General features: G+C 65.8%; 24 protein-coding genes and 1 pseudogene. 18 read left to right on the top strand and 7 right to left on the bottom strand.

The window, feature by feature from the left end; all coding sequences use genetic code 11:
* The first annotated feature begins 121 nt into the window (after window positions 1-121).
* Both ftsZ and lpxC read left to right on the top strand, forming a co-directional pair.
* Window positions 122-1,372 carry a cell division protein FtsZ gene (ftsZ, locus tag JGR68_RS11520; RefSeq protein WP_199362698.1) on the top strand — a complete coding sequence of 417 codons (1,251 nt, stop codon included), beginning with the start codon at window positions 122-124 and terminating at the stop codon, window positions 1,370-1,372.
* Window positions 1,373-1,754: 382 nt separating this feature from the next.
* Window positions 1,755-2,666, top strand: coding sequence for a UDP-3-O-acyl-N-acetylglucosamine deacetylase (gene lpxC, locus JGR68_RS11515; RefSeq protein ID WP_199362699.1), 912 nt, complete (start codon window positions 1,755-1,757; stop codon window positions 2,664-2,666).
* A 343-nt stretch (window positions 2,667-3,009) separates the two neighbouring features.
* On the opposite strand, the gene JGR68_RS11510 is transcribed toward lpxC, so the two are convergent.
* Entirely contained in the window at window positions 3,010-3,435 is a 426-nt protein-coding gene (locus tag JGR68_RS11510; protein WP_199362700.1) for a DciA family protein, read from the bottom strand.
* Between the two features lie 98 nt (window positions 3,436-3,533).
* On the opposite strand from JGR68_RS11510, the gene JGR68_RS11505 reads away from it, so the two are divergent.
* From JGR68_RS11505 to JGR68_RS11465, 10 genes and pseudogenes are all read left to right on the top strand, one after another.
* Window positions 3,534-4,373 carry a M23 family metallopeptidase gene (locus JGR68_RS11505; protein ID WP_199362701.1) on the top strand — a complete coding sequence of 280 codons (840 nt, stop codon included), beginning with the start codon at window positions 3,534-3,536 and terminating at the stop codon, window positions 4,371-4,373.
* Window positions 4,374-4,673: 300 nt separating this feature from the next.
* Window positions 4,674-7,406, top strand: a complete 2,733-nt coding sequence (gene secA / locus JGR68_RS11500; RefSeq protein WP_199362702.1) for a preprotein translocase subunit SecA — start codon at window positions 4,674-4,676, stop codon at window positions 7,404-7,406.
* A gap of 174 nt (window positions 7,407-7,580) precedes the next feature.
* Window positions 7,581-8,009: pseudogene (gene mutT, locus JGR68_RS14150) on the top strand (8-oxo-dGTP diphosphatase MutT); the annotation flags it as partial.
* Window positions 7,992-8,660 (top strand): thiamine phosphate synthase, encoded by a 669-nt coding sequence (locus JGR68_RS14145; RefSeq protein WP_343225159.1) that lies wholly within the window; start codon window positions 7,992-7,994, stop codon window positions 8,658-8,660. The pseudogene mutT and the gene JGR68_RS14145, both read left to right, overlap by 18 nt.
* Window positions 8,661-8,765: 105 nt before the next feature.
* A complete protein-coding gene (locus JGR68_RS11490) occupies window positions 8,766-9,380 on the top strand; it encodes a hypothetical protein (protein ID WP_199362704.1) in 615 nt (204 codons plus the stop codon).
* A gap of 5 nt (window positions 9,381-9,385) precedes the next feature.
* A complete protein-coding gene (locus JGR68_RS11485) occupies window positions 9,386-9,622 on the top strand; it encodes a hypothetical protein (protein ID WP_199362705.1) in 237 nt (78 codons plus the stop codon).
* Between the two features lie 31 nt (window positions 9,623-9,653).
* Window positions 9,654-10,283 carry a hypothetical protein gene (locus JGR68_RS11480; RefSeq protein WP_199362706.1) on the top strand — a complete coding sequence of 210 codons (630 nt, stop codon included), beginning with the start codon at window positions 9,654-9,656 and terminating at the stop codon, window positions 10,281-10,283.
* Between the two features lie 27 nt (window positions 10,284-10,310).
* The gene (locus JGR68_RS11475) at window positions 10,311-11,825 is read left to right on the top strand and encodes a DUF2235 domain-containing protein (RefSeq protein WP_199362707.1); all 1,515 of its coding nucleotides are present in this window, start codon (window positions 10,311-10,313) and stop codon (window positions 11,823-11,825) included.
* Window positions 11,822-12,295, top strand: coding sequence for a hypothetical protein (locus tag JGR68_RS11470; RefSeq protein ID WP_199362708.1), 474 nt, complete (start codon window positions 11,822-11,824; stop codon window positions 12,293-12,295). Before JGR68_RS11475 ends, JGR68_RS11470 begins: the two co-directional genes overlap by 4 nt.
* A complete protein-coding gene (locus tag JGR68_RS11465; RefSeq protein WP_199362709.1) occupies window positions 12,292-12,753 on the top strand; it encodes a hypothetical protein in 462 nt (153 codons plus the stop codon). Before JGR68_RS11470 ends, JGR68_RS11465 begins: the two co-directional genes overlap by 4 nt.
* 27 nt (window positions 12,754-12,780) lie before the next feature.
* Here JGR68_RS11465 and coaE read toward each other — a convergent pair whose 3' ends face one another.
* From coaE to pilB, 4 genes are all read right to left on the bottom strand, one after another.
* On the bottom strand, window positions 12,781-13,419 hold the full coding sequence (gene coaE / locus JGR68_RS11460; RefSeq protein WP_199362710.1) for a dephospho-CoA kinase: 639 nt from the start codon (window positions 13,417-13,419) through the stop codon (window positions 12,781-12,783).
* An 88-nt stretch (window positions 13,420-13,507) separates the two neighbouring features.
* Window positions 13,508-14,368 carry an A24 family peptidase gene (locus JGR68_RS11455; protein WP_199362711.1) on the bottom strand — a complete coding sequence of 287 codons (861 nt, stop codon included), beginning with the start codon at window positions 14,366-14,368 and terminating at the stop codon, window positions 13,508-13,510.
* 3 nt (window positions 14,369-14,371) lie between these two features.
* A complete protein-coding gene (locus JGR68_RS11450; RefSeq protein ID WP_199362712.1) occupies window positions 14,372-15,571 on the bottom strand; it encodes a type II secretion system F family protein in 1,200 nt (399 codons plus the stop codon).
* A gap of 183 nt (window positions 15,572-15,754) precedes the next feature.
* Window positions 15,755-17,479 (bottom strand): type IV-A pilus assembly ATPase PilB, encoded by a 1,725-nt coding sequence (pilB, locus tag JGR68_RS11445; protein WP_199362713.1) that lies wholly within the window; start codon window positions 17,477-17,479, stop codon window positions 15,755-15,757.
* Between the two features lie 132 nt (window positions 17,480-17,611).
* Between pilB and JGR68_RS11440 the strand changes: the two genes are divergently transcribed.
* The 6 genes from JGR68_RS11440 (at window position 17,612) to JGR68_RS11415 (ending at window position 22,540) form a co-directional block, all read left to right on the top strand.
* On the top strand, window positions 17,612-18,463 hold the full coding sequence (locus JGR68_RS11440) for a glycosyltransferase family 2 protein (protein ID WP_199362714.1): 852 nt from the start codon (window positions 17,612-17,614) through the stop codon (window positions 18,461-18,463).
* The gene (locus JGR68_RS11435; protein ID WP_199362715.1) at window positions 18,460-19,188 is read left to right on the top strand and encodes a methyltransferase domain-containing protein; all 729 of its coding nucleotides are present in this window, start codon (window positions 18,460-18,462) and stop codon (window positions 19,186-19,188) included. The genes JGR68_RS11440 and JGR68_RS11435 overlap by 4 nt, the downstream gene beginning before the upstream one ends.
* A complete protein-coding gene (locus tag JGR68_RS11430; RefSeq protein WP_199362716.1) occupies window positions 19,185-20,345 on the top strand; it encodes a glycosyltransferase in 1,161 nt (386 codons plus the stop codon). The genes JGR68_RS11435 and JGR68_RS11430 overlap by 4 nt, the downstream gene beginning before the upstream one ends.
* Window positions 20,335-21,057 carry a class I SAM-dependent methyltransferase gene (locus tag JGR68_RS11425; protein WP_199362717.1) on the top strand — a complete coding sequence of 241 codons (723 nt, stop codon included), beginning with the start codon at window positions 20,335-20,337 and terminating at the stop codon, window positions 21,055-21,057. Before JGR68_RS11430 ends, JGR68_RS11425 begins: the two co-directional genes overlap by 11 nt.
* 81 nt (window positions 21,058-21,138) lie before the next feature.
* Window positions 21,139-22,035: a hypothetical protein gene (locus JGR68_RS11420; RefSeq protein ID WP_199362718.1), complete on the top strand. Its 897-nt coding sequence runs from the start codon at window positions 21,139-21,141 to the stop codon at window positions 22,033-22,035.
* Entirely contained in the window at window positions 22,028-22,540 is a 513-nt protein-coding gene (locus JGR68_RS11415) for an acyltransferase (RefSeq protein ID WP_199362719.1), read from the top strand. Before JGR68_RS11420 ends, JGR68_RS11415 begins: the two co-directional genes overlap by 8 nt.
* A 79-nt stretch (window positions 22,541-22,619) precedes the next feature.
* Here the strand turns inward: JGR68_RS11415 and JGR68_RS11410 are convergent, their stop codons facing one another.
* Entirely contained in the window at window positions 22,620-23,780 is a 1,161-nt protein-coding gene (locus JGR68_RS11410) for a DegT/DnrJ/EryC1/StrS family aminotransferase (protein WP_199362720.1), read from the bottom strand.
* Window positions 23,781-23,832: 52 nt separating this feature from the next.
* The gene (locus JGR68_RS11405) at window positions 23,833-25,605 is read right to left on the bottom strand and encodes a tetratricopeptide repeat protein (RefSeq protein WP_199362721.1); all 1,773 of its coding nucleotides are present in this window, start codon (window positions 25,603-25,605) and stop codon (window positions 23,833-23,835) included.
* Window positions 25,606-25,682 lie beyond the last annotated feature (77 nt).

Below are 25,682 nucleotides of genomic sequence, written 5' to 3'. Positions count from 1 at the left end.
CTACAGCTGCGACCCCTCCCACGACACCCGTCGAAAACGAAAACGAAGCATCCGCACCACCCCGCGACACCCATAACAACAAAAACCAGCACCACATCACGACATCAAGAGGACTACGGACATGGCGCACTTCGAACTGGTTGAAAAGATGGCTCCCAACGCCGTCATCAAGGTCATCGGCGTGGGTGGCGGCGGTGGCAACGCCGTCAACCACATGGTCAACAGCAGCGTGGACGGCGTGGAGTTCATCACCGCCAACACCGACGCGCAGGCGATCAAGAACTGCGGCTCCAAGCTGCAGCTGCAGCTCGGCACCAGCGTCACCAAGGGCCTGGGCGCAGGTGCCAATCCGGAAGTCGGCCGCCAGGCCGCGCTCGAGGACCGCGACCAGATCATGGAAGCGCTGCAGGGCGCGGACATGGTCTTCATCACCGCCGGCATGGGCGGCGGCACCGGCACCGGTGCGGCGCCCGTCGTCGCGCAGCTGGCCAAGGAGATGGGCATCCTGACCGTCGCCGTGGTCACCAAGCCGTTTCCGTTCGAAGGCCGCCGCCGCATGCAGGTCGCGCTGAAGGGCATCGAGGAGCTGGCCGCCAGCTGCGACTCGCTGATCACCATCCCCAACGAGAAGTTGATCACCGTGCTCGGCCGCAACGCCACCATGGTGCAGGCCTTCCGCGCCGCCAACGACGTGCTGCTGGGCGCCGTGCAGGGCATCGCCGACCTGATCGTGCGCCCGGGCCTGATCAACGTCGACTTCGCCGACGTGCGCACCGTGATGGGCGAGATGGGCCTGGCGATGATGGGCACCGGCACCGCCCGCGGCGACGACCGCGCCCAGGCCGCCGCCGAGTCCGCGATCCAGAACCCGCTGCTCGACGACGTCAACCTGGCCGGCGCCAACGGCATCCTGGTCAACATCACCGCCGGCCCGGACTTCACCATGAGCGAGTTCGACGAAGTCGGCCGCACGGTGGAGAACTTCGCCAGCGAGGACGCGACCATCGTCATCGGCACCGTGCTCGACCCGGACATGCAGGACGACGTTCGGGTCACGGTCGTGGCGACCGGCCTCAACGCCAGCCGCGCCCGCAGCACCGGCCACGGCCATGGCCGCGCCGACGCCTACCAGGAGCCCCAGCGCCGCTCGCACATCCAGCTGATCAACACCGGCCGCCGAGACGGCACCACCGGCATGCTGATCGAGGATGAGGTGCAGCAGCCGGTCGCGGCCACGGGCGGCTTCGGCCTGCGCCGCGGCTCGGCCGAGCCGGCCGCCGCGCCGGTCACGCCCGCCGTCGCCGACTTCGGCGGTGGCAACGAGTCCGGCTACCTCGACATCCCGGCCTTCCTGCGCCGCCAGGCCGACTGACCGGAAGGGGGCCCCGCCGATGGCGGGGCCCATTGGCCACGGTGTGGTTCGGGGCGCTCCAGCCCCGAGCGCGCGCCCTCGCCACGCCCGGTCCGCCCCTGTAGGAGCGGCTATAGCCGCGATCGCCGCACGTCCTGGTACGCGCGGTCGTCGAGAGCCAACGCCATCGCGGCTATAGCCGCTCCTACAGGTTGCTCTTGCGCTGCCTCTGCCGCCAATCGCACCCATAGCCGCGCCCTGCACGCAGGACAGTGCGTCCACGGCAAGCCCCGCCAACGGCCGCCCCGCACCGTTCAGGTTCAGCCTGTCGCGTGCTAAATTGCGAACCGCTTTCATTTGGCGCCCGCCCTGCGCGGCCGCTCAGGACCCAGAGCCCCCGCGAATGGCCCAGCAGCGCACCATCCGAAACGTCACCCGCGCCACCGGCGTGGGGCTGCACAGTGGCGAGAAGGTCTATATGACCCTGCGCCCGGCGCCGACCGATTCGGGCATCGTGTTCCGCCGCATCGACGTCGAGCCGGCGGTCGAGATCCCGGCCGCTGCCACCCTGGTCACCGAGACCACGCTCTGCACCGGCCTGTCCACCGACGGCGCCAACGTGCAGACCGTCGAGCACCTGATGTCGGCCCTGGCGGGACTCGGCATCGACAACATCATGGTCGAGCTGTCCGCCGCCGAGGTGCCGATCATGGACGGCTCGTCGGGCCCGTTCGTGTTCCTGCTGCAGTCGGCGGGCGTCGTCGAGCAGGACGCGCCCAAGCGCTTCATCCGCGTGACCCGCCCGGTCGAGGTCCGCGAGGGCGACAAGATCGCCCGCTTCGAGCCTTACGACGGCTTCCGCCTCGGGTTCACCATTGACTTCAACCATCCCGCCATCCCGACCACCCGCTCTCGGGCCGAGGTGGAGTTCTCGACCGAGAACTACATCCGCGAGGTCAGCCGCGCGCGCACCTTCGGCTTCATGCGCGACCTCGAGTACATGCGCGACCGCAACCTGGGCCTGGGCGGCTCGATGGACAACGCCATCGTCCTCGACGACTTCCGGGTGCTGAACGAGGACGGCCTGCGCTACGCCGACGAGTTCGTGCGCCACAAGATCCTCGACGCGGTCGGTGACCTCTACCTGGCGGGGCGACCGATCATCGGCGCCTTCGAGGGCTTCAAGTCCGGCCATGCGCTCAACAACAAGCTGGTGCGTGCGCTGCTGGCCGAAGAGGGCGCGTGGGAAGAAGTGACCTACCCCGAGACGGATACCAGCCCGGTCGCCTACGGCGCCCTGCAGCCGGCGGCGTAGCGCGCTCCCCCGGCTCCCCCTGTAGGAGCGGCTACAGCCGCGATCGCCCTCCGCTGTATCCCGGATGCAGACCCTGCGGCGATCCACATCGGCATCCGCGCGGGGCAATGGCACCCATCAGGGTTGCTTTCATCGTTCGAGATCGATCGCGGCTATAGCCGCTCCTACAGGTTCGGCCCTCACGGACCTGTCCTCCACCTGTCCGCCTTCCGGATCATGTGCGCCAGGTGCTCTTTTTAATGAAAAATTAACGGAAATGGCGAAATAACGCCCGGTCCGGTTAACGTTTCACATGCCCGTGACCGCTAGGATGCTCCGTCGGCCCGGAAGCGGGTCGTCGAATTCAGGACCCGTCGCTGTCGTCGTCCAGGGGGACACGCAGCGACGCCAAGGCATCCCGCAGCCCTTGTGGTGCGGATGCCGACAGCGGACGTATGGCCGTTTCGACCCGCGCAGGCGGGAACAGCGGCTGGGTGGTCGTCCTGACCCTGAGCTCCCGGACATCCAGCCCGTGCGAACGGGCGGCGTCCAGAAGCGCTGGAGCGGCAAGCCTGAGGCTGGCGTTCCACAGTGGCGAATCCACCAGGTACACGAGCTTTGCGCCATCCACATTCGCAAGCCGCGCGTGCGCGGCAAGTGAAACCGGAAGATGTGGGCGCAGGGTGCGGTCGAGTGCGTCGAGCCACAACGCGCGCTTGATCGGGGAGCGGCCGCTTGCATCGGCTGCCAGCGCGTCGAGGACGGCGCGCGGACCTTTGGGGGAAGCCACTAGGCTCTACCGGAAGACATGGTGATATGACTCTACAACGTACGCTTCTTCATTCTCAGGCCTGGTGCCTGCATTACCTCCGCCGCGGCGGCAGGCGCATGGCCGGCCTCGGCGCCCGCCAGCCGCTGGCGCTGGTCGCGGCCACCCTGGTGGCCGGCGCGGCGCTCGGCGCCAGCATCCAGTCCAGCGAGGTCAACGCGCTGCGCACGGAGCTCGCGACCCAGGATGCCCAGCTCGAGGACACCCGCGCCGACGCCCAGCGCGAGGTCAATGCCCTGGCGGCGCGCCTGGGCGAACTGCAGGCCGAGGCCACGCGCCTCAACGCCCTCGGCGACCGCCTGACCCAGGTCGCCCAGCTCGGCGACGGCGAGTTTGATTTCAACAGCCCGGTGGGCATCGGCGGCCATGGCCCGGTGCGCGACATGCCGGCGGGCGAGCTGCGCGAGGGCATCACCGGCATCGACGCCGACTTCGCCGCCGCCGGCGGCCAGCTGTCGGTGCTCGAGATGCTGCTGTTCAACCGCGAGCTCGACAAGAACGCCGTACCCTCGCGTTCGCCGGTGGCCTCCAGCTACATCACCTCCGGCTTCGGCCGCCGCGCCGATCCGTTCGGCGGCGGCGCGGCCTGGCACAAAGGCATCGACTTCGATGCGCGCACCGGTGATCCGGTGCTCGCCGTGGCCGACGGCGTGGTCAGCTATTCCGGTTCGCGCTCGGGCTACGGCAACGTGGTCGAGATCGACCACGGCAACGGCTACGTGACCCGCTACGCGCACAACTCCCGCAACACCGTGCAGGTCGGCGACCTGGTGCGCGTGGGCCGCGAGATCGCCAAGGCCGGCAGCACCGGCCGCAGCACCGGCGCGCACGTGCACTTCGAGGTCTGGGAGAACGGCCGCGTGATGAATCCGCGCAAGTTCCTCGGCGAGAAGCACTGACGCAATCAGCCCTGCAGGAGCGGCTGCAGCCGCGATTGCGCGAGCCTGCCCTGTAGGAGCGGCTACAGCCGCGATTGCCGCTTGGCACTGCCAGGCAGCGGGCCATCGCGGCTGTAGCCGCTCCTACAGCAGGGTGTTTCGGCAGGTCAGCCGCGAGGCCTGGTCGCTCCGCGGGGCTTGATAGGCGGTCCCGGGACCCCCACGGTACAATCCCGTGGCCAGCTGGAAAGGGCGCCTCGCGCCCTTTTCCTGTTTCCGGGCCCATGCCAGCGCCATCCACTCCTCCCAACCGGTCACCCAATGCTCAATCGCCTGCTCACCAGCGTCTTCGGCAGCCGCAACGAACGCATCGTCGGTCAGTTCAACAAGGTCGTCGCGAAGGTCAACGCGTTCGAGCCGCAGATGCAGGCGCTTTCCGACGCCGAGCTGCAGGCCAAGACCCCCGAATTCAAGCAGCGCATCGCCAACGGCGAAGCGCTCGACAAGGTCCTCCCCGAGGCCTTCGCCGTCTGCCGCGAGGCCTCGGTCCGCGTGCTGGGCATGCGCCACTACGACGTGCAGCTGGTCGGCGGCATGGTGCTGCACACCGGCAAGATCGCCGAGATGCGCACCGGCGAGGGCAAGACCCTGGTCGCGACGCTGGCGGTCTACCTCAACGCCCTGGAAGGCAAGGGCGTGCACGTGGTCACGGTGAACGACTACCTGGCGCGCCGCGACGCCGCGCAGATGGGCAGGCTCTACAACTGGCTGGGCCTGTCGGTGGGCGTGGTCTATCCGGGCATGCCGCACGGCGACAAGCACGCCGCCTATGGCGCCGACATCACCTACGGCACCAACAACGAATTCGGCTTCGACTACCTGCGCGACAACATGGCGCTGTCGAAGGAGCAGCGTTACCAGCGCGGCCTGCACTACGCGATCATCGACGAGGTCGACTCGATCCTGATCGACGAGGCGCGCACGCCGCTGATCATCTCCGGACCCGCCGACGAGACGCCCGACCTGTACATCAAGGTCAACCGCATCGTCCCCGAGTTCACCCGCCAGGCCGACGAGCAGGCCGAAGGCGACTTCTGGGTCGACGAGAAGGGCAAGCAGGTGCACCTGTCCGAGGCCGGCCAGGAGCTGGCCGAGACCCTGCTGCGCCGCGCCGGCATCCTCGGCGAGGACGATGGCCTGTACGACCCGCACAACATCCACGTGGTGCACCACCTCAACGCCGCGATGCGCGCGCACGCGATCTACCAGCGCGACGTCGACTACATCGTGCGCGACGGCGAGGTCATCATCGTCGACGAGTTCACCGGCCGCACCCTGCCGGGACGCCGCTGGTCCGACGGCCTGCACCAGGCGGTCGAGGCCAAGGAAGGCGTGCCGGTGCAGCGCGAGAACCAGACGCTGGCCAGCATCACCTTCCAGAACCTGTTCCGCATGTACGGAAAGCTGTCGGGCATGACCGGCACCGCGGACACGGAAGCCTTCGAGTTCAACAGCATCTACAGCCTCGAAGTGGTGGTGATCCCGACCCACCGCCCGATGATCCGCGTCGACCATCCCGATGCCGTGTTCCTCAACCGCGCCGGCAAGTACCGCGCGGTGATCAACGAGCTGAAGGAAGCGCATGCCCGCCAGCAGCCGGTGCTGGTCGGCACGACCTCGATCGAAGTCTCGGAGATGCTGAGCCAGCAGCTGACCGAAGCCGGCATCCACCACGAAGTGCTCAACGCCAAGCAGCACGAGCGCGAGGCGATCATCATCGCCCAGGCCGGCCGTCCGGGCGCGGTCACCATCGCCACCAACATGGCCGGCCGCGGCACCGACATCGTGCTCGGTGGTTCGCTGGAGTCGGAGCTGGCCGCACTCGAGGCCGAGCAGGGCGAGATCGACGCCGGAACGCGCACCACGCTGAAGACCGCCTGGCAGGAGCGCCATGACGCGGTGAAGGCCGCTGGCGGCCTGCACATCGTCGGCACCGAGCGCCACGAGAGCCGCCGCATCGACAACCAGCTGCGCGGTCGCTCCGGTCGCCAGGGCGATCCGGGTTCCAGCCGCTTCTACCTGTCGCTCGAAGACAACCTGATGCGCATCTTCGCCGCCGACTGGGTGCAGAAGGTCATGGCGCGCATGGGCCTGAAGGAAGACGACATCATCGAAAGCCCGCTGGTGTCGAAGCAGATCGCCAACGCCCAGCGCAAGGTCGAGGCGCACAACTTCGACATCCGCAAGAACCTGCTCGACTTCGACGACGTCAACAACGACCAGCGCAAGGTCATCTACGGCCAGCGCAACGAACTGCTCGAGGCCGAGGACATCGCCGGCAACATCGCCGGCATCCGCACCGACGTGGTCGGCGACCTGGTCGAGCGCTTCGTGCCGCCGGATTCAGTCGACGACCAGTGGGACATCGCCGGCCTGCAGGCCGCGCTCGATGCCGACTTCGGCATGGCGATCGACGTCGCCGGCTGGGTGGCGGCGCAGGCCGAGGTCGACGCCGAACGCATCCTCGAGCACGTGCAGGAGGCGGTGGAGCAGTCGGTGGCCGCGAAGGAAGCCTCGACCGGCCCCGAAACCATGCGCATGCTCGAGAAGCACATCATGCTCAGCGTGCTCGACGACAACTGGAAGCAGCACCTCGCGCGCATGGACTACCTGCGCCAGGGCATCCACCTGCGCGGCTATGCCCAGAAGCAGCCGAAGCAGGAGTACAAGAAGGAGGCCTTCGAGCTGTTCTCGGAGATGCTCGACAAGGTCAAGCGCGAAGTGGTGATGATGCTCGCGCGCGTACGCGTACGCACCGAAGAGGAAGTGGCCGCGCTGGAAGCACAGGAGCGCGAGCAGGCCGAAGCCCAGGCGCGGCGCATGCAGTTCCAGCACGCCGACAGCGGCGGCTACGGCGCCGACGAGGAAGCCGCCGACCCGGACTACCAGTACGAGGGCGACCCCGCCGACCGCGGCCCCAAGGTGGGACGCAACGACCCGTGTCCCTGCGGCAGCGGCAAGAAGTACAAGCACTGCCATGGGCAGCTCGCCTGACGCCAAAGCACCGCCCCCTGTAGGAGCGGCTACAGCCGCGATCGACCTCGCGGCTAGCTCGGCCAATCCGGTGTTGCGACTCGATCCCGCGGCTGCCCCGGCCAATCCCGTAGTGCTAGGCGATCGCGGCTGTAGCCGCTCCTGCATTGGGGCACGCGGCTTCGGGGCCTATCGATGAAAGTCGTCGAAGTCGTCGCCGCCGTCATCACCGATCCCCGCGGTCGGATCCTGCTGACCCGCCGCACCGAAGGCCGTGACCTCGCCGGTCTCTGGGAGTTTCCCGGCGGCAAGCGCGAGGCCGGCGAGAGCCCGGAGGCCGCGCTGGCCCGCGAGCTGCAGGAAGAGCTCGGCATCGACGCCCGCGTGGGCGAGCATCTGATCACCGTGCCGCAGCGCTATCCCGACAAGCGCCTGCGACTCGATGTCCGCCATGTCGCGCGCTGGACCGGCACCCCGCGCGGCCGCGAAGGCCAGGCCCTGGCCTGGGTGCCGCCGCACAAGCTGTCGAGCTACGCGATGCCCCCGGCCGACATCCCCGTGGTGGCCGCCCTGCAACAGCCCGACCGCTACGCCATCAGCCCCGGCCTGCCGCAGCCTGACGCCTACGCCATTACCGGTCTGCGGTCGCCCGCGATCTCCTGTAGGAGCGGCTATAGCCGCGATCGCACTTGCGGAGATGCGATCGCGGCTATAGCCGCTCCTACAGACACAGATGCCACCGCCGCCGCGGTCGACTGGCTCGCTGGCCTCGACGCCACGCTGGCCAACGGCATCTCCCGCATCCAGCTCCGCCTTCCCGGCGCCGCCCCCGACCTGTTCCGCGAACTCGCGACCGCCGCCGCTGCCCGCTGCCGCCGCGCTGGCGCGGAGCTGCTGGTCAACGCCGACGTCGCCCTGGCCTGCGAACTGGGCACTGGCGTGCACCTGCGCTCGTCGCAGCTCGCCACGATCACCCAACGCCCGATGCTGGCGGAAGGTTCGCTGCTGGCCGCGTCGTGCCATACGGCCGAAGACCTCGCCCACGCCGCGCGGCTGGGCTGCGATTTCGTGGTGCTGGGGGCGGTGAAGGCGACGGCCAGCCACCCTGGCGAGCCGGGCATCGGCTGGGAGGCATTCGCAGCGCTGCGGGAGTCTGTGAGCCTGCCCGTGTATGCGATCGGCGGGCTTGGGCCGGAGGACATGGGCGACGCCAGGCGCCGGGGCGGGCAGGGCATCGCCGGGATCCGTGCACTGTGGGGCTGTCGCGGCGCATAGCGGCTCACGGCCGCGTCGCACACCGGTGCCCGAATCAGGATTCCCCGACGGTGCGTCCGTTGCCGGGCGCGGCATGCTCGATCTCCACCCGGGATGGAGCTCGTCATGGAAGACACGAATGCAGGGGGCGCACATCGCGTGCATCCGCGCCTGCCAGCTGCACTCGCGCTCACGGTGGTCCTCGCCCTGGCGGCCGGACCCGCCGCCGCGACACGCGATGGCGCACCGGGGGCCGGTGCTCAGAGCATCTGGTTCGGGACGCTTGACTGCGGCCGCGACGCGATGCTCCAGCAGGTCCGCCATCCTGCGGAAGCCACGATCCTGGCATCAGGGCGGGTCGCCTTGCCGGGAACCGGATACAGCTTCGCCATCCCCGAACTGCCGGGAGGCGGGAAGCCGGTCGTGACGATCGTCGAGGGCGACCGGTCGCGCCGCTTCATCGATCATTCCATCCTGTTCGCGCGCGACCTCGACGCTCCGCCGATCGCGGCCGTGGTGGTGACCGAATTGCCCGAGCCACTGCAGACGGGCAGCCCCAGCGGCACGCTTGTCGCCATGATGTCCCTGCAGCTCGAGAGCGCCCGGTCCGTGCCGGGCCTGCCCGTCACCTTCGTGCATCTTTCGGAAAACCCGGTCGCGGGCTGGAGATGCTGGTCCCCGGCCGTGCCCCGTCGGCGTGCTTCCCGACGTCCCGCTTCAACGCCCAGGAAGACCTCCTGACCACCATGGGCATCAGCCAGTTCGTCGTCGATGGCCAGTACCTGCTCGAGGTCTCGCTCATCGTGCCGCAGGTTCCCGGATCCAGCCAAGCCACGCCGGCGCAGGCGCGCGCGGAGATGGACAGGTTCGCGCAGGCCATGGCTGGTGGCCGGACGTCCGGGCTGACGCCGCCGCCGGCAGAGGCGCGCGCGCCGGGACGTCCGCACCAGCCCGGCTTGACGGTCGGGGGCGCGAGCGACTAGCGTCGAATCGAGCCCATACGGACATGGACGCATGCACACACGACGTGACTCGCGCGCGGCACGCCTCGCCCGGACCGCCGCCGTTCTGATCCTGGCTGCCGCGCTGCTGCAAGCGTGCAGCTCGAGGGCGCCTTCTTCGCCGGACAACATGAAGCCGCCGCCTGGGCATGGTCCGTATACGGGGACGGTGGCGGATTGGCCGCTGTGGTTTCCGTTTCACAGCTTCGGTGCGTACTGTTTTGGCGTGGCGTCCTGCCAGATCAGCTATGCAGGGCAAATGCATGGCAGCGACCAGCCCAGACCACCGATCACATCGCTGGAACGGCCGCTGAGGGAAGCCCTTCATGCTGGCAGGGGACCGATCAGAAACTTCCCGCCACCCGCCGAAGTGGAGTGGACAACCATCGACGGCACAAGGCTCATGGCACGCGTGGATATCGCCGACATTTTCGCCGATCGTATGGTCCGTCATACCGTGGCCAGAGAAGACATCATGGAGGACTCACTTATCCCTCGACCCGGCATCATCCTCGTTGTGAACGATCGTACGATCAATACCTACATGAGTACCTGGATCCCTTTGAAGGAACTCCAGGATCCTGCGAATCCACACAGCGACCTTCATACAGGTCTGGTGCTCGTGCATTCGAAAACACATTGATCCGGCGGCGCGATCAAGGAGGATCGCATGAACGAATACAGGCTCACGCCCGACGGCGTGCAAGCGCGCGTGCTGAGCAAGGAAGAGCATTCCATGCTCGACCTTACGCGCGCCCGGATGCAGCAGGTACGCGCGCCAAGGCTGATGACATCGCCTCACGACAGGCTGTATGTCGCTGCACTGGACGGCACCAGCAACAGCCGTCTCAAAGACGGACTTGAAGCACTGTCGGTAGTTGCCGTTATTGGTCGTGCAATCGAATCACTCGCCGATTCCTCAGTGAAAGTCGGATACCTCGAAGGTGTGGGCACGCAAGCGGGACCTGTACGGCGCATCCTGGACGGGGCACTGGCATTCACGCTTGAAGAAAGGGCTGAGCATGCGTACCTCGAGTTTTGCGTGCAGGCCAGCCAATGGTTGCGTGAAGACCCCAATGCCCGCATCCACCTCGCCGGAATCGGGTTCAGCCGCGGTGCGGAGACCGTCGCGCTGTTGGAGCGTCTTGTGCACGAGCGCGGTATCCGGGATCCGGACGGGGCCGTCGCCCGGTACGACGGCGACGGAATCCTGAAGAGCATCGCCTGGGCGGACCGGCCGCCGCTGGTGCCGCCAGGGCGGACCGCGCAGGTGGCTTTCCTCGTAGATCCCGTCGGCACCGGTGTCTATGACACCGACCGCGGCATGCCGGCATCGAACGTCAGTGCGGTGCAGATCACCAGCCGGGACGAAGGACGGAGCCATTTCACCTCGACCCAGCACCTGCCGCCGGGCCTGTCCGACCAGGGGCGGATGGCGAATCTCGAAGTGCCCGGCGCCCACTCCGACCTGGGTGGTACGTACCTGCTCGACGGCACCGGGCGCGTCGTCCACAACTTCGCGATCGACTACTTCAACACGCTGCTCGGCGGAGAACGCCTGGGCAAGGTGGCGGAGGCGCTGGATCCCAGGCTCTACGCCGTGCATCGCTCCGAACAGCATCTGTACGGCCTCTGGCCAGACCACCACTACCGCACGCATGGCGAGCGCGAGCTGCACACCCGGCTCGGCCCCGCCTGTCCCCGGATGCCCACGCCGTGCCTGCGCGACGCGGTCGATCCTCGCGTCGCCGCCACGCTGGAGTTCGAGCATGTCGGCAGGGCGCGCCTGCCCGGCGGCAGCGACCCCAAGATGGACACGGCGATGCAGGCCGTGCGCGGCATGTTCCAGCACGACAGCGGGGTCGTGGACCAGGCGGTGGCCTTCACGCGGTTTCCCCTGCGCGCGCAGGCGCTGGAACATGCCCAGGACCTGAAGGCGAGCTTTTCCCAGCTGGTCGCAGCCGCCGTCCGCAACGACCTGCCCGGAATGGACGCTGCCACGGCGATGTACAGGGCGACGCCTGCGGGCCACGCGTTCATGGCGGCATCCTTCGTCAGTGGCGTGGTGCGGGAAGGGATGGCCACGGACCGATCCTGGCAGGTCGAGCGGGAAGGTCTTCACCCGCCCGAACGGTCTTCAGCGCCGCGCAACCCGGCGGCGGCGCCAGCACAGGTATCGCCGTGAGCATTGGTCCGGAGCGCGGTGATCCGCGCGAGTTCGCCCTGCAACTCGCGATCGTCGCGGAGCGCCTGGACGAGCGCAGCGCCCGCGCCGTCCAGCGCGTGGAGGCCGTGGCTGCCGCGTTCGCCGCCGAGGTCGCACGGATGTCTGACGCCTTGGCCATCGACAACGCCCGTGCGGTCGCGGCGCAGCAGGCATCGATGCGCACCCGGATGCGGGCGTCGCGGATGGTCTCGGGCAGCCTCCTCGTCGTCGCCGTGTTGGCGGCCGCCGCCGCGGGCGTCACGGTGGCATCGGCGTACCGGGAACTCGGCTCGGTCGCGCGCGACCAGGCCTTGCTCGACGCCATCAACCGCGCCGACGTGACCTCCTGCGACGGACGGCTGTGCGCCCGGATCGACGGTGATGCGCGCGGTGTCGACGCGGACGGCTATCGCCGGATCGCACTGCGCACGGATCCAGCGGGACCATGACGGCCCTCCTCGCGCTGTTGAATGCCCGGACGCTGCTGCTGTACAGCCTGGCGGGTCCGCCGATGACCGTGCTGGCCTGGCTGTGCCTGGTTGGGCCGCCAATGCTGGGCGACACCTGGCGCCCGCCCGGCGGGTTGCTGCTGTGGCTGACCAGGGTGACCTACGGGCTGATGTTCATCCCCGCGTTCATCGTCGGTGTCCTGGTGTCGCTGCTGCAGCACCTGCCGCGAGTCGCAGCGAGCCCGTGGTTGCAGGTCGCAGTCGGGATGTCGGCTGGAAGCGCGGTCGGATTCGCGTACGCATGGGACCTTCGGCCGGCACTGGATGGTTCCGCCGGACTCGGCCTTGTGGGCGCATCCGCGGCCGGCATGTGCGCGCTTGCGCAGGTTGGCTGGGACGGGGCGTGCCGCTACTCGGAGGCGTCGGCTGCAGCGCGTGAACGCTCGCGGGGGATGTAAGACCGAACCCCTTGTGAGGGGGCTGCCTCAGCGTGATGTCACCGACCCGCCAAGCGCGGCTTCCGCCAGCCGCAGGTACCGCGCGTGTAGCCGCGAGACCGTTCCGGTGAGTTCATCCAGCGGGCCTTGGTTGGCGATCACGTCATCCGCCACCGCCAGCCGCTGCTCGCGCGTGGCCTGCGCGCGGATCATCTCCCATGCCAGCGCCTCGTCGATGCCGTCGCGCCGCAGCAGGCGTTCGAGCTGCACCTCCACCGGCACGTCCACCACCAGCACGCGGTCCACCCAGGGGGCGTAGGCCTCAGCCCCGGCCTCCGCGTACAGCGGGATGGCGGCGATCGCGTAGGGCCCTGGCGCGGCTTCGCAGGCGGCGCGCAGCGCGGCGCGGACGCGCGGGTGGATGATGGCTTCGAGGCGGCGGCGCGCAACGTCGTCGGCAAATACCCGTCGCCGCATCGCGGGGCGATCCATTGCACCGTCCGGCCCAAGGACTTCGGGGCCAAAGGCTCGGACGACTTCGGCAAGGCCTGGGGTGCCGGGGGCCACAACCTCTCGCGCGGCCAGGTCGGCATCGGCGACGTGCACGCCCAGGGCGCGAAAGCGGCGTTCGACCTCGGACTTGCCTGAGGCGATGCCGCCGGTCAGCGCTACGGTGTAGTCGGCCATGCCGGAAAGTCTGGCTGGAAATGACGGCGATCGCCAGCGCGCAGGATCGCGGCTGTAGCCGCTCCTACAATCGCGCAGGGCATCGGCGCTAGAACCCGGCGATGCCCCGATACCAGTCGATCAGGCCACCGCCCCACATGAAGGTGATCCAGCCCGCGATCGCCAGGTAGGGGCCGAACGGGATCGGCGTGGCGCGGTCGCGGCCCTTGAGGAACAGCCAGGCGCTGCCGATCACCGCGCCCACCAGCGACGAGATCAGGATGATCGGCAGCACGCCCGCCAAGCCACACCAGGCGCCCAGCGCGGCCAGCAGCTTGAAGTCGCCGTGCCCCATGCCTTCCTTGCCGGTGAGCTGCTTGAACACCCACCACACGCTCCACAGGCTGACGTAGCCCGCGATGGCGCCCAGCAGCGCCGGCTTGGGCTCGATGTAGAGGTTCTCGACGGCCGCGATCAGGCCAAGCCACATCAGCGGCAAGGTGAGGGAGTCGGGCAGCAGCTGGGTGCGTAGATCAATACCCGAGAGGGCAATCAGGAAGCAGGTCAGCAAGCCGGCTCCGAAGCCCTGCCAGCCGAAGCCGAAGCGCCAGACGCAGGCCACCAGCAGCACCATGGTGAGCAGCTCGACCGCCGGGTACTGCACCGAGATCGGCGCCTTGCAGCTGCGGCACTTGCCGCCCAGTGCCAGCCAGCTCAGCACGGGAATGTTCTCGTACCAGCTCAGCTGGTGGCCGCAACTCGGGCAGTGCGAGCGCTCGACGACGATGCCAGGCGGGGGCGGATCATAGAGCTCCGGCTCACCCAGCATCTCGCGGCTGTCGCGCTTCCACTGCCATTCCATGCGCCGGGGCAGGCGCAGGATGACCACGTTGAGGAAGCTGCCGACGAGCAGGCCGAGGCCTGCGACCAGCGGATAGCCGAGTTCGGGGTTCTGGTCGAGGAAGGCCATTCGTCAGATGGTGGCGGCGAGCTTGAAGATCGGCAGGTACATGCCGATGACCATGCTGCCGACCACAACGCCGATGAAGACCATGATGAGCGGCTCGATCAGGCTCGCCAGCGCGTCGACGGCATTGTTGACCTCTTGTTCATAGAATTCCGCCACCTTGAACAGCATCGTGTCCAGCGCACCGGCTTCCTCGCCAATGGCCGTCATCTGGATGACCATGTGCGGGAACAGGTTGACCTGCTTCATCGACATGTTGAGCTGGTAACCAACGGCGACGTCGCTCTGCACCTCAAGCACGGCCTTTTCGTACACCGAGTTGCCGGTGGCCCCGGCCACGATGCCCAGCGCTTCGACCAGCGGCACGCCGGCCGCGAAGGTGGTTGCCAGCGTGCGCGCATACCGGGCGATGGCGGAGTTGTGCATGATCTGGCCGATGATCGGCACCTTCAGGATCATCCGGTCGACGAAGTGCTGGAACGCCGGCGAACGCTTGAACGCGGCGATCGCCACGAATGCGGTGCCGCCCAGGATCAGCACGATGAGCCACCACCAGGCGACCATGAAGTCCGAAGCCGCCACGATCAGCTGCGTGAATGCCGGCAGCTCGGCGCCGAACCCGGCGAACACCGATTCGAACTGCGGGACCACGAACACCAGCAGGATCGAGCTCACCAGCAGCGCCACCGCGACCACCGTGGCGGGGTAGAACAGGGCCTTCTTGATCTTGCCCTTCAGCGTCTCGATGTTTTCCTTGTAGTTGGCGATGGTCTCAAGCACCGTTTCCAGCACGCCCGCGCCCTCGCCAGCCTTGACCAGGTTGCGGTACAACTCGTCGAACTGGACGGGGTGCTTGCTCATCGCCTCGTAGATCGACAGACCACCCTCGAGGTCCAGGCGCAGGCTGTCGACCATCGCCTTCATGCGGGTGTTCTTGTTGCCGTTCGCGATGATCTCCAGCGACTGCACGATCGGCACGCCGGACTTGATCATCGTGGCGAGCTGACGGCTGAACACCGCGATGTCCTTCGAGGAGATGGTTTTCCCGGCACCGCCCAGCAGCGGCTTGGACTTTGCCTTGACGACCGTGGGCGTGATGCCCTGCCGGCGGAGTTCGGCGCGCAGCAGGTTGGCATTCTTCGCCGTCTGCTCGCCCTTCATCTTCTTCCCGCGCTTGTCCGTACCTTCCCATACGAACGGTGCCATCTCGACGCCCGTGCGCGTGGGCGCAGCCGGCTTCTTCGCAGCGGAGCGCGCAGCGCCACCTGTCACAGCCATAGTCAATCCCCTAAAGGCCCGGAACCCCGGTCGGGCAGCCAACCTGCATCCTAAACCCTTGGCGCGAAAAGTGAAATTTTCGTATGTGACCGGATGCTGGATTCAGGCAACTCAGTCCACGGTCACGCGGTTGATCTCGGCCAGGCTGGTCAGCCCGCTCTTCACCTTCACCAGGGCCGACTGGCGGAGATCCTTGACGCCGGCTCCTTGCGCCGCTTCGGCGATCTGCAGGGCGTTGCCCCCCTGGAGCACGATGGTCTGGATCTCCTCGCTCATCGGCAGCACCTGATAGATGCCCAGGCGCCCCTTGTAGCCGCTGGTGCACTCGTCGCAGCCCACGGCCTCGTAAACGGTAAAACCCTCTCGGATGTCATCGGTCGCGAAGCCCTCCGCCAGCAGCGCGTTGTCCGGCAGCTCCTGGGGGCGCTTGCACTTGGGACAAAGCCGCCGGCACAGGCGCTGCGCGATGACCAGGGTCACCGAGCTGGTAATGTTGAAAGGCGCAATGCCCATGTTCATCAGGCGGGCGATGGTCTGGGGGGCGTCATTGGTGTGCAGGGTGGAGAGCACCATGTGGCCGGTCTGCGCGGCCTTGATCGCGATTTCGGCGGTCTCGATGTCGCGGATTTCGCCCACCATGATGATGTCCGGATCCTGACGCAGGAAACTGCGCAGCGCCGCGGCGAAGGTCATGCCCCGCTTGACGTTCTGCTGGACCTGGTTGACGCCTGGAAGGCGGATTTCCACCGGGTCCTCCGCCGTGGAGATGTTGCGGGTCTCGTCGTTCAGGATGCCCAGGGCGGTGTACAGGCTGACCGTCTTGCCGGAGCCGGTGGGGCCGGTCACCAGGACCATGCCGTAGGGCTTGTGGATGGCGTCCAGGAACAGCTTCTGCTGCTCGGGCTCATAGCCAAGCTTGTCGATGCCGAGCTTGGCTGCGCTGCCGTCCAGGATACGCAGCACGACCTTTTCGCCGAACAGGGTCGGCAAGGTGCTGACACGGAAGTCAATCTGCTTGGTCTTGCTGATGTTGAGCTTGATGCGGCCGTCCTGGGGCACCCGCTTCTCGGCGATATCCAGCTGCGCCATGACCTTCAGGCGCGCGGTAATCCGCTGGTTCAGCTTCACCGGCATCTTGGCAACCTGCTTGAGGATGCCGTCGATGCGCAGGCGCACCCGGTAGTCGTTCTCGTAGGGCTCGAAATGGATGTCCGACGCGCCCTTCTTGATGGCATCGATCAGGACCTTGTTCACGAACTTGACTACCGGCGTGTCGTCGCCCTTGGCGTCGACGCCGCCCTCCGCGCCGTCCTCCTCCCCGCCGGTGATGTCGAGGTTGTCCAGCCCCTCGGAATCGTCCAGCGATTCGCCGAAGCTGTCGCCGGCGTCCTGCCACAGCTCCAGGCAGCGGCGCAGCTTCTCCTCGTCCACCAGGATCGGCTCCACCACCAGGTTGGTGTGGAACTTCACCTCGTCCAGCGCATGGGTATTGGTCGGGTCGGGCGTCCCTACGAACAGCCGCCCGCCGCGCTTGAACAGCGGCAAGATGGGGTGCTTGGCCAGCAGCTCCTCGCTGACCAGCTTGAGGCCGCTCTGGCTGCCGTCCATCACTGACGGGTCGAAGACGGGCATCCCGAACTCGATCGAGTTGGCGGCGGCCATCTGGGCCGCGGTGGCCAGCTTGTGCTCGCGCAGGTACTGGGACACGGGCTTGCGCTCCCGGGTGGCCTTGTCCAGCGCGTCACGGGCTGTGGCATCGTCCAGGACCCCGTCGAGGACGAGGCGACGGGCGATGCCGGTGATGCCGACCAGGTTGGCCGATGGGACTGCGTTCATGGGGGTCCTCCGCAATGCGCAGACTTTAGCGCAAGCAATGCCTGTGCCACAGCCTGACGGACGTCACGCTCCGGTCCGCCGCACTGACGTGGGCCAGGCATTCCGGCTACCCTTTCCGGCAAAGGGGAAGCCATGCAAGTTTCGATCATCCTGCCCGCCAAGAACGAGGCCGAAGGCCTGCGCCGCACCTTGCCTGCGCTCAGGGCCATCCTGCCGGGGGCCGAGGTCATCGTGGTGGACGACGGGTCAGACGATGCGACCGCCGAGGTCGCCTCCGCCCATGGCGCCAAGGTGCTGTCATCGCCTTACCCGATGGGGAACGGCGCTGCCATCAAGAGAGGAGCGCGCGCCGCCACGGGTGACACCCTGGTCTTCATGGATGCAGACGGACAGCATGATCCGGCCCACATCGCAACGCTGCTGGCCAGGTTCGAGCAGGGCTATGACATGGTGGTCGGAGCTCGCCGCTGGAGTGATCAGGCGGGCATGCACCGTGGCGCCGCCAACGCGTTCTACAACTGGCTGGCGAGCCGCATGACCGGATTCGATGTGAAGGATCTGACATCGGGCTTCCGGGTCGTGCGCGCGGACAGGTTCCGTGAATTCCTGCATTTGCTGCCAAACGGGTTCAGCTATCCGACGACGTCCACGATGGCGTTCTTCAGAAGCGCGTATGCCGTCGCGTACGAGCCCGTACCCGTTGCCCGCCGCATCGGCCGCAGCCATATCCGCCCGCTCCGCGACGGCGTCCGCTTCCTGCTCATCATCTTCAAGATCGCGACGCTGTATTCGCCGTTGAAGCTGTTCGTTCCGGTATCGATGGTGTTCTTTCTGACAGCTCTCGGATACTACGCGTATACATATTTCACCGAAGGCCGCTTCACCAACATGAGCGTGTTGCTGTTCAGTGCGTCGGTGATCATCTTCCTGATCGGGCTGATCTCCGAGCAGATCACGTCCCTGACTTACCGGCGCGACACGTGAACCCACCACTCCAGCGCGTCCGCAGCTGGCTCCTGCCATTGAGGCGAACGCCGCTGCACCCGCAATGGCTGTTGGGCAGCCAGGCAGGCACTGCAAGTTGGGTCGGACAGCATGCCCAGGGCCGCGTGCTCGACATCGGGTGCGCCGACCGCTGGATCGTTCCCCACCTTCGGGCCGACAGTCAGTACCTGGCACTCGACTATCCTGCTACCGGCGGCGTGCTTTACGGAGCAAAACCGGACGTGTTCGGCGACGCAGGCCGGTTGCCGTTCCCGGATGCCTCCATCGACACCGTGCTTCTGCTTGAAGTGCTCGAGCACCTTCGTCATCCGGAGGCTGCATTGCCGGAGATCGCGCGAGTGCTGAAGCCTGGAGGGGTCCTGCTGATGACGCTGCCGTTCCTGTACCCGGTGCACGACGCGCCTCACGACTACCAGCGTTACACGGCGCATGGACTGCAGCGGGAACTTCAGGCGGCGGGCCTCGCAGCCAGCGAGTGTTCGCCCACGTTGGGAAGTGTCGAAAGCGCCGGCTTGCTGTTCAGTCTTGCGCTCGGCGGGACGGCGGGAGAAGCAATCCGCCGGCGCAGCTACGCGATTCTTCTGCTGCCGCTCCTGACCGTTGTGATTCCGCTGGTCAACATCGCTTCTTGGCTGCTGGGCAGGCTTCTTCCACCCTGGCCCGCCTTGACGGCGGGTTATCGAGTGCTGGCCGTGCGGCCATGAACGAGTTGCCAGCGCTTGTCCTGGTGACATCATCGTTTCCGATCACCGGTGACGGGAGCGAAGCTGCGGGCGCGTTCGTGGCCGATCTGGCCGAGGAGCTGGCGCAGCACATGCCGATCCGCGTGGTCGCGCCCGGAGGCGTGGAGGCCGTCGAGTCCTGGTCAGAGAACGTCGATGTGTTCCGTTACCGTACTCCGGATCAGCCGCTCTCGACGCTTCGGCCCTGGCAGCCGTCTGATGCCCTGAAGATCGCCCGCGTGATGGTGGGCGGCGCGCGCGCAACGGAGCAAGCGGCTTCTGCGGGTCCTGTCGCACACATCCTGGCGTTATGGGCCCTGCCGTGCGGCGAGTGGGCGCGCAGGTCGGCGCGAAAGCACGCCTGCGGGTACTCGGTATGGACGCTCGGTAGCGACATATGGAGCCTGGGACGGATCCCGGTGGTGCGCGGCCTTCTCCGGAGAATTCTCGCTGGAGCCACGCACTGCTGGTCGGATGGATTGAAGCTCATGGAAGACACGCGTGCCATCGCAGGGCGGGAGGTGGCCTTCCTGCCCAGCACGCGCAGGATCGACCGTGTGCGCCTGGAGCCGATGCGCAGCCTGCCGCCGTACCGCTTCCTGTTCCTGGGGCGCTGGCATCCCAACAAGGGGGTGGATCTTCTGCTGGAAGCGCTGGCGCAGCTGTCGGCGTCCGACTGGGGCGGCATTGAGCGGGTCGTGGTGGCCGGAGGCGGCCCCCTTGATGTCGAAGTGCGTGCCGCCGTGCGGAAACTGCAGGATGACGCGAAACCGGTGGAACTGACGGGTTACCTGACCCGCGACCAAGCCCAGGACGCCATGCTGGCGTCCGATTACCTGCTGATTCCGTCGAGGATCGAGAGCATTCCGGTGGTGTTCTCCGATGCGATGAAGCTGGGCTTGCCGGTCGTCGTCACACCGGTGGGCGACTTTCCTGGTCTTCTGGCCCAGACCCCTGCCTGTGGCGTTCTCGCTCCGAAGGCGACTGCAGATGGGATCGTGCACGCGCTGCGTGAGGCTATCCAGGCTTCGCCGATCCAGCACGCCTCAGGATGTGTCGCTATGGCGGCGAGGTTCGACGTCAAGGCCTCGGCCACTTGCATTCTGGCCAAGGCATCGAGCAGAACCCATGTCTACTGAACCGCGCTGGGGTGCCAAGAACAGGGACCGGAAGGCCGCCGCAATCTTGCGCACCATGCGGATGATATGCGGGGACACTGTGGTAGGGGGGCGATGGCTGGACGCGGGTTGCGGCAGTGGCGGCATCGCTCGGGCACTGGCGGACCAAGTGCAGTATGTAGAAGGTGTTGATCCGGACTCGTGGACTCATTGGCGGACGTTTGAAGCCGAAACCGAAAACCTGCGCTTCCATGTTGGTGAATGTGATGGCCCCGAGCCGCCTTTACCTGCCGCGAGGTACGACATCGTGGTCTGCAATCAGGTTTACGAACATGTGCGCGATCCGTTCGCGCTACTGGTGAACATTCACCGGATGCTGAAGCGCGATGGACACTGCTACTTTGCTGGTCCAAACCTGTGGTGGCCCATCGAGCCGCATGTATTCTGGCCGTTCGTGCATTGGCTGCCCAGAACGACCGCACATCGTTGCATGACCGCACTTGGATCGCACAGGGCCAGGGAACTCGACGCGTACTCTTCCAGCTATTTCCGGCTGGCCCGCTGGTTTCGCGAGGCGGGTTTCGAGTACCGCAACGTCTTTGCGGAAAGGCTGGAAGCCGGGTTCCCGGAAGACGCTATGTCGGGACGCGCGTTTGGACTTGCTGCGCGTGCCGGCAGAGCGCTGGCGCCAGTGCAACCAGGATTCGTATTCCATCTGCGGCATGCGCGGTGATATGCGTGTTGGTAACCTGACAGCCCCACGGAGTGACAATTGACACAGACTCCATTCTCTCGCGCTAGCTTTCTCCGCGCGATGGTCATCGTCGGACTGTTGTTCTTCAGCTATTTGGTCTACCGCTCAAGAGACGCATTTCAGGACGCCATCTCGACTACAAGCACGCAGGCATTTGCAACATCGATCTTCGCGCTCGTGCTCGCGAATGTGTTCGTAGCTGTGCTGTTTGCCACCATGTTGGGGCGTCCGGAAGGCGATGCCGGTTCTCAGCGGCGAATGGCCGGCGTCTTCTTGTTCACTCAATTGGGCAAGTACGTTCCGGGCCGCGTGTGGGGCATGGTTGCGCAGGCGTCCATAATCCGCGCCGAATCGCCAGCACGGCTGGTTCTTGTCAACGTTGAGCTTGCGGTGATCGTGCTTTTCACGACCTGCGGTATCGGTGCAGCCCTGCTCCTCGCTCACTGGTATGGAACTACCATCGGACTGGGGGCGTTGTTGCTGGCGTTCGCTGTGACTGCATCGACGCTGCAGCGCTCTTGGGTGTTCAACCTGCTCAACTTTGCAATTGTCCGGCTGCCGCTTCCGAAGAAGTTGGCAGCCGTACGGGACGTCGGGTTGCCTGTCTCCCGGGTTGGAATAACCTTGGCCCTCCAGCTCGCCGGATTCTGGGCGATGTACCTGATCGGATGGTGGCAGCTTGCCAGCACGCTCCCTGGTGTCGCCGAGGTTGGTACGGGGCTGGTCGTGGCATGTTTGTCACTGTCCTACGTTGCGGGGCTCGCGAGCATGCTGCCTGCCGGTCTTGGCGCCCGTGAAGCGGTGCTGCTACTTCTCGGCCCGTCTTCCGGCGTACCTTTCGAACTGATGGCGCTCCTCGCCGTTACGTCCAGAATTGCGTTGCTGTTAGTGGACGGGATCGGTGCCGGGGTAGGATTTCTCGCACTCAGGACGTCGGAGGGAAACAAAAGTGCATGACCTGAAGTACGGCCTTTTCTTGGTCGTAGAGATATTGCTACGGTTATGTATCAATCCGCGCTTGCGTGCCCGGCTTTTGTCAATGCTCGGCGCCGCCATAGGGCGTAACGCGAGGATCTACGACTGCCGTTTCATCAACCTGCAGCGAGGATTCTCCAATCTGTCGATTGGCAACGATGTGCATGTCGGCACCGACTGCCTGTTTGACCTCGCGGGGCCAGTGCGGATCGGCGACGGCGCGGTGCTTTCGCCACGCGTAACGCTCATGAGTCATTCGGACGCAGGCGAATCCCACGCGTCTCCGCTTTCGGTGCGGTACCCGTCTGAGAACAACGGCATATGCATTGGTGCGAATTGCTGGATCGGAGCATCAGCGACCCTTCTGTCCGGTTCGAAGGTTGGTGAAGGCACGGTCGTCGGCGCGGGCGCACTCGTGAAGGGCGCGCTTGAACGGCACAGCGTCTACGTGGGCGTTCCCGCCGTAAGGACGGGTTTGCGTAGCTGACCGCAATCTGATCACCCGGGCATGGTGGCAATTTCGCAGTGCGTCGCACGACGGACACCGCAACTGCTGCCTCCTGGGCTCACGCGAGTGAGGCTGAAACTCCTTCAAGAACCCGAAGCACGTCGGCGTCTTCGAGTTTGGGTGAAAGCGGCAAGCTCACAGTGCGGCGACCAATCTCCATGGCATTGGGCCATTGCTCTGGGCGCCAACCAAAGCGCTCGCGATAATAGTGATGCTCAGGAACTGCCAGGTAGTGCACGCCGGTGCCGATCCCAAGCGCGTGCATCCGATCGAGGAAGGAATCGCGGGTCACGCCGCACCGTTCGACGTCTATCATGACGGTGTAGAGGTGGTGGGCGTGCCTGGTGTCAGGTGCGGGATCGAGCGGTGTGCCAACAGGGGCGTCGACAAGTGCCGCCTGATACTGCTGCCAGACTTTCTGTCGCCTCAGCCAGTTCTGCTCCACGCGCGCAAGCTGGTGAAGGCCCAGCGCTGCCTGCAAGTCGGTCAAGTTGTACTTAAAGCCGCACTCAACTACCTGATAGTGCTTGTAGCCAGCGTCCCCGAATCGGTGCCATGCATCCTTGCTCATGCCGTGCAGCGCAAGTACCTTGGCCCGCGCTGCCAGTGACTCGTCTCTTGCCAGGATCATGCCGCCTTCGGCGGTGACGACGTTCTTGGTGACATAAAAACTGAAACAGCCGAAGTCGCCGAACGTGCCCGCCTTGCGTCCCCTGTACTCGGTTTCGATGGCGTGCGCGCAATCCTCTATGACCACCAGCCTGTGCTTCTCGGCGATCGCCATGATGCGATCCATGTCGCACGGACGTCCGCCGAAATGTACAGGCAGAATCGCTTGAGTACGCGGCGTGATGGCGGCCTCGATCGCTTCGGGGTCGATGCATTGCGTGGCAGGATCGACATCGGCGAGGACGGGAGATAGGCCCGCGTGGAGGATTGCGTTGACAGTGGCACAGAATGTCAGCGGGGTGGTGATCACTTCGGCCCCTGGATCCAGCCCAGCCGCCACCATGCTCACGTGCAAGGCGGCAGTGCACGAGTTCACCGCGGCGACGGATGAACTGCTGACGCCTTTGTACGCCGCAAAGTCTTGTTCGAATTGCGCAACTTTCGGCCCGGTTCCCAGCCACCCGCTGCGCATCACCAAGCCGACTTCTGTGATTTCCTCTTCACCGATGCTGGGGGCGCCGAAAACAAGGTAGGGCTTATTAGAGGCCATGAGAGACTCCGTGGAAGATCTTTCTGAGGTAGACGAAGCTGACGTCTATTTGCTACTGCGATTGCGTGTTCTTCAGCGATTCCTCGATGCTGTCGCGCCACGCAACGATCAAGGGTCGATTCGCGTCATCTGCAATGTCTACTGCCTTGGTCGCGGCGGCAATCGCTTCATCCAACTGCCCAGTGTTGAAAAGCGCCTTGGCAAGATCGACCTGCGCTGAAAGCTGGCCTGGATGGAGTTCGATTCCAGAGCGGAGCAGTTCGACCGCTGCGAGGTTTCTTTCTTGCGACAGAGCGAGACGCCCTGCAGTCAGAAAGTAGTCGCCACGAACGTCAAGATTCACGGCGGTCTCCGGAGCGTCCCGGATACGGTCAACCAGTTCTGCTGCGCGACGGATGTCGCCGTTATTCAACTCGATGCTTGCGACCAGTAGGTCGCAACGGGTGCACGCCTCGTCCCCTGCCGCAAACCTATCGATTTGCGCGCTTGCTTTCGCCAGTTTTCCATTGCGAAGCAGGGCAGCAACGGCATTGTATTGCGCGAGTTCACTTGTTGGATTGTCTTCCAGCGCCCAAAGCCAGAGTCGCTCGTCGTCGAGCCAAAGAGGCAACGTGGCACGTATCGTCAGAATGGAACTTCCAAGCCAGACGATTGCCGCGGCGGACAGCAGCATGCGCGTGAGCCGTGGCGAAACGACGCGTGGACGTGGCCAGGAAAGCAACGGCAACAGCGCGGTGCCAAACGCCAACGCGTTGATGGCGTATCGCTCGTGGTAGAGACTGAGCGCGAACGCGGTGGGCACGATATTCAGGACTGGCAACAAGGCAGACGCAATGACAAGAACCACGCAGGCGGCTGCCGATGCTCGCCTGTAAACGGCCACTGTCGCCCAGAACAGTAGTGCCACAAGGCCGGCAAGAATGAGTGCGATAGTGGGTCGGAACGATGTGAAGTAGGACGGATCGTAGGAGTGGATCGGATTCAAGCCGTTCCAAGGGTAGATCAGCACCCTCAGGTAGGTGAAGAGTGTCCAGGCGATTTTCTGGAGACTTCCCAAGATCGACAGGTCGCCCCCACCTACCGCTACATGCTGCAGCAGATGTCCGAGCCCGAAGTTGCGGAACAGCAGGTATCCGACCGAAGCGATCACGATGGCGATGATCGCCGCCGAGTTCCGGCGCAGGAAGCTGCGACGCAGGGCCGCCATGCCCGTTCCTCGCGATGACTTCGCGAAGACCACCCAGTCCAGCAGCAGGAACAGCACTGGGAAGGACGCGGCTGATTCCTTCGAGCAGATGGCCAGGAAGAAGCACAGCCCGACCATGCTTGCTCGAACGAACCTCCGCCGCAACGAAAGTGCGGCGCAGGCTCCCAACAGCATGAATCCCGTTGCGAGCTGATCGTATTGGGTACCAACCCACGCGACGGTCTCGATCAGCACCGGGTGCAGGCCATAGAACAGCATGCAGCCAGCCAGCCAGGCCAAGCGGGCGTGTCGGCCCAAGGCCTTCAGCGGGCCCATCACTCGCGCTGCGAGAGTTCCAACCAGCGCGGTGTTGAAAAGGTGCATGCCCAGCGAGACCAGATGCATTGGGCCTGGCTGGTTGTCGAACAAGCGGACTTGTATGGTGAACAGGCCGACACCCACGGGCCTGAAATAGTTCGTCCAGCCGTTGAAGTCACGAAGAATGTAGTGCTGCCACTGGGATCCCGCCTGGAGCCAGTCATTCTCGACGAAGTTGATGATGTCGTCCCAGACGAAGCCTCCGTGACGCACCGGCCAGTACACAACGGCAATGAGGAGCACAGCGGCGGCGGTGATCATCCATCGATGGCGGGTGTCTTCCTCTCCGCGGGTCGCAGGAGGCGGGCCAAGGAGGCTGGATGATGCGGCCGCAGGCC

The sequence above is a fragment of the Luteimonas sp. MC1750 genome (genome assembly GCF_016615955.1).
Classification (GTDB): Bacteria; Pseudomonadota; Gammaproteobacteria; order Xanthomonadales; family Xanthomonadaceae; genus Luteimonas.
The sequence above is the reverse complement of the archived record's forward strand: the minus strand, read 5'-3'. Positions and strand labels throughout refer to the sequence as shown.

Coding starts and splice junctions, on each gene's coding strand:
- JGR68_RS11430 (WP_199362716.1), top strand. CDS start 19,185: ATGAACGAGTTGCCAGCGCTTGTCCTGGTGACATCATCGTTTCCGATC.
- JGR68_RS11410 (WP_199362720.1), bottom strand. CDS start 23,780: ATGGCCTCTAATAAGCCCTACCTTGTTTTCGGCGCCCCCAGCATCGGT.
- JGR68_RS11485 (WP_199362705.1), top strand. CDS start 9,386: ATGGGCATCAGCCAGTTCGTCGTCGATGGCCAGTACCTGCTCGAGGTC.
- JGR68_RS11505 (WP_199362701.1), top strand. CDS start 3,534: ATGGCCGGCCTCGGCGCCCGCCAGCCGCTGGCGCTGGTCGCGGCCACC.
- JGR68_RS11475 (WP_199362707.1), top strand. CDS start 10,311: ATGAACGAATACAGGCTCACGCCCGACGGCGTGCAAGCGCGCGTGCTG.
- JGR68_RS11405 (WP_199362721.1), bottom strand. CDS start 25,605: ATGATCACCGCCGCCGCTGTGCTCCTCATTGCCGTTGTGTACTGGCCG.
- secA (WP_199362702.1), top strand. CDS start 4,674: ATGCTCAATCGCCTGCTCACCAGCGTCTTCGGCAGCCGCAACGAACGC.
- lpxC (WP_199362699.1), top strand. CDS start 1,755: ATGGCCCAGCAGCGCACCATCCGAAACGTCACCCGCGCCACCGGCGTG.
- coaE (WP_199362710.1), bottom strand. CDS start 13,419: ATGGCCGACTACACCGTAGCGCTGACCGGCGGCATCGCCTCAGGCAAG.
- JGR68_RS11490 (WP_199362704.1), top strand. CDS start 8,766: ATGGAAGACACGAATGCAGGGGGCGCACATCGCGTGCATCCGCGCCTG.
- JGR68_RS11480 (WP_199362706.1), top strand. CDS start 9,654: ATGCACACACGACGTGACTCGCGCGCGGCACGCCTCGCCCGGACCGCC.
- JGR68_RS11465 (WP_199362709.1), top strand. CDS start 12,292: ATGACGGCCCTCCTCGCGCTGTTGAATGCCCGGACGCTGCTGCTGTAC.
- JGR68_RS11440 (WP_199362714.1), top strand. CDS start 17,612: ATGCAAGTTTCGATCATCCTGCCCGCCAAGAACGAGGCCGAAGGCCTG.
- JGR68_RS11455 (WP_199362711.1), bottom strand. CDS start 14,368: ATGGCCTTCCTCGACCAGAACCCCGAACTCGGCTATCCGCTGGTCGCA.
- JGR68_RS11420 (WP_199362718.1), top strand. CDS start 21,139: ATGGTCATCGTCGGACTGTTGTTCTTCAGCTATTTGGTCTACCGCTCA.
- ftsZ (WP_199362698.1), top strand. CDS start 122: ATGGCGCACTTCGAACTGGTTGAAAAGATGGCTCCCAACGCCGTCATC.
- JGR68_RS11450 (WP_199362712.1), bottom strand. CDS start 15,571: ATGGCACCGTTCGTATGGGAAGGTACGGACAAGCGCGGGAAGAAGATG.
- JGR68_RS11425 (WP_199362717.1), top strand. CDS start 20,335: ATGTCTACTGAACCGCGCTGGGGTGCCAAGAACAGGGACCGGAAGGCC.
- pilB (WP_199362713.1), bottom strand. CDS start 17,479: ATGAACGCAGTCCCATCGGCCAACCTGGTCGGCATCACCGGCATCGCC.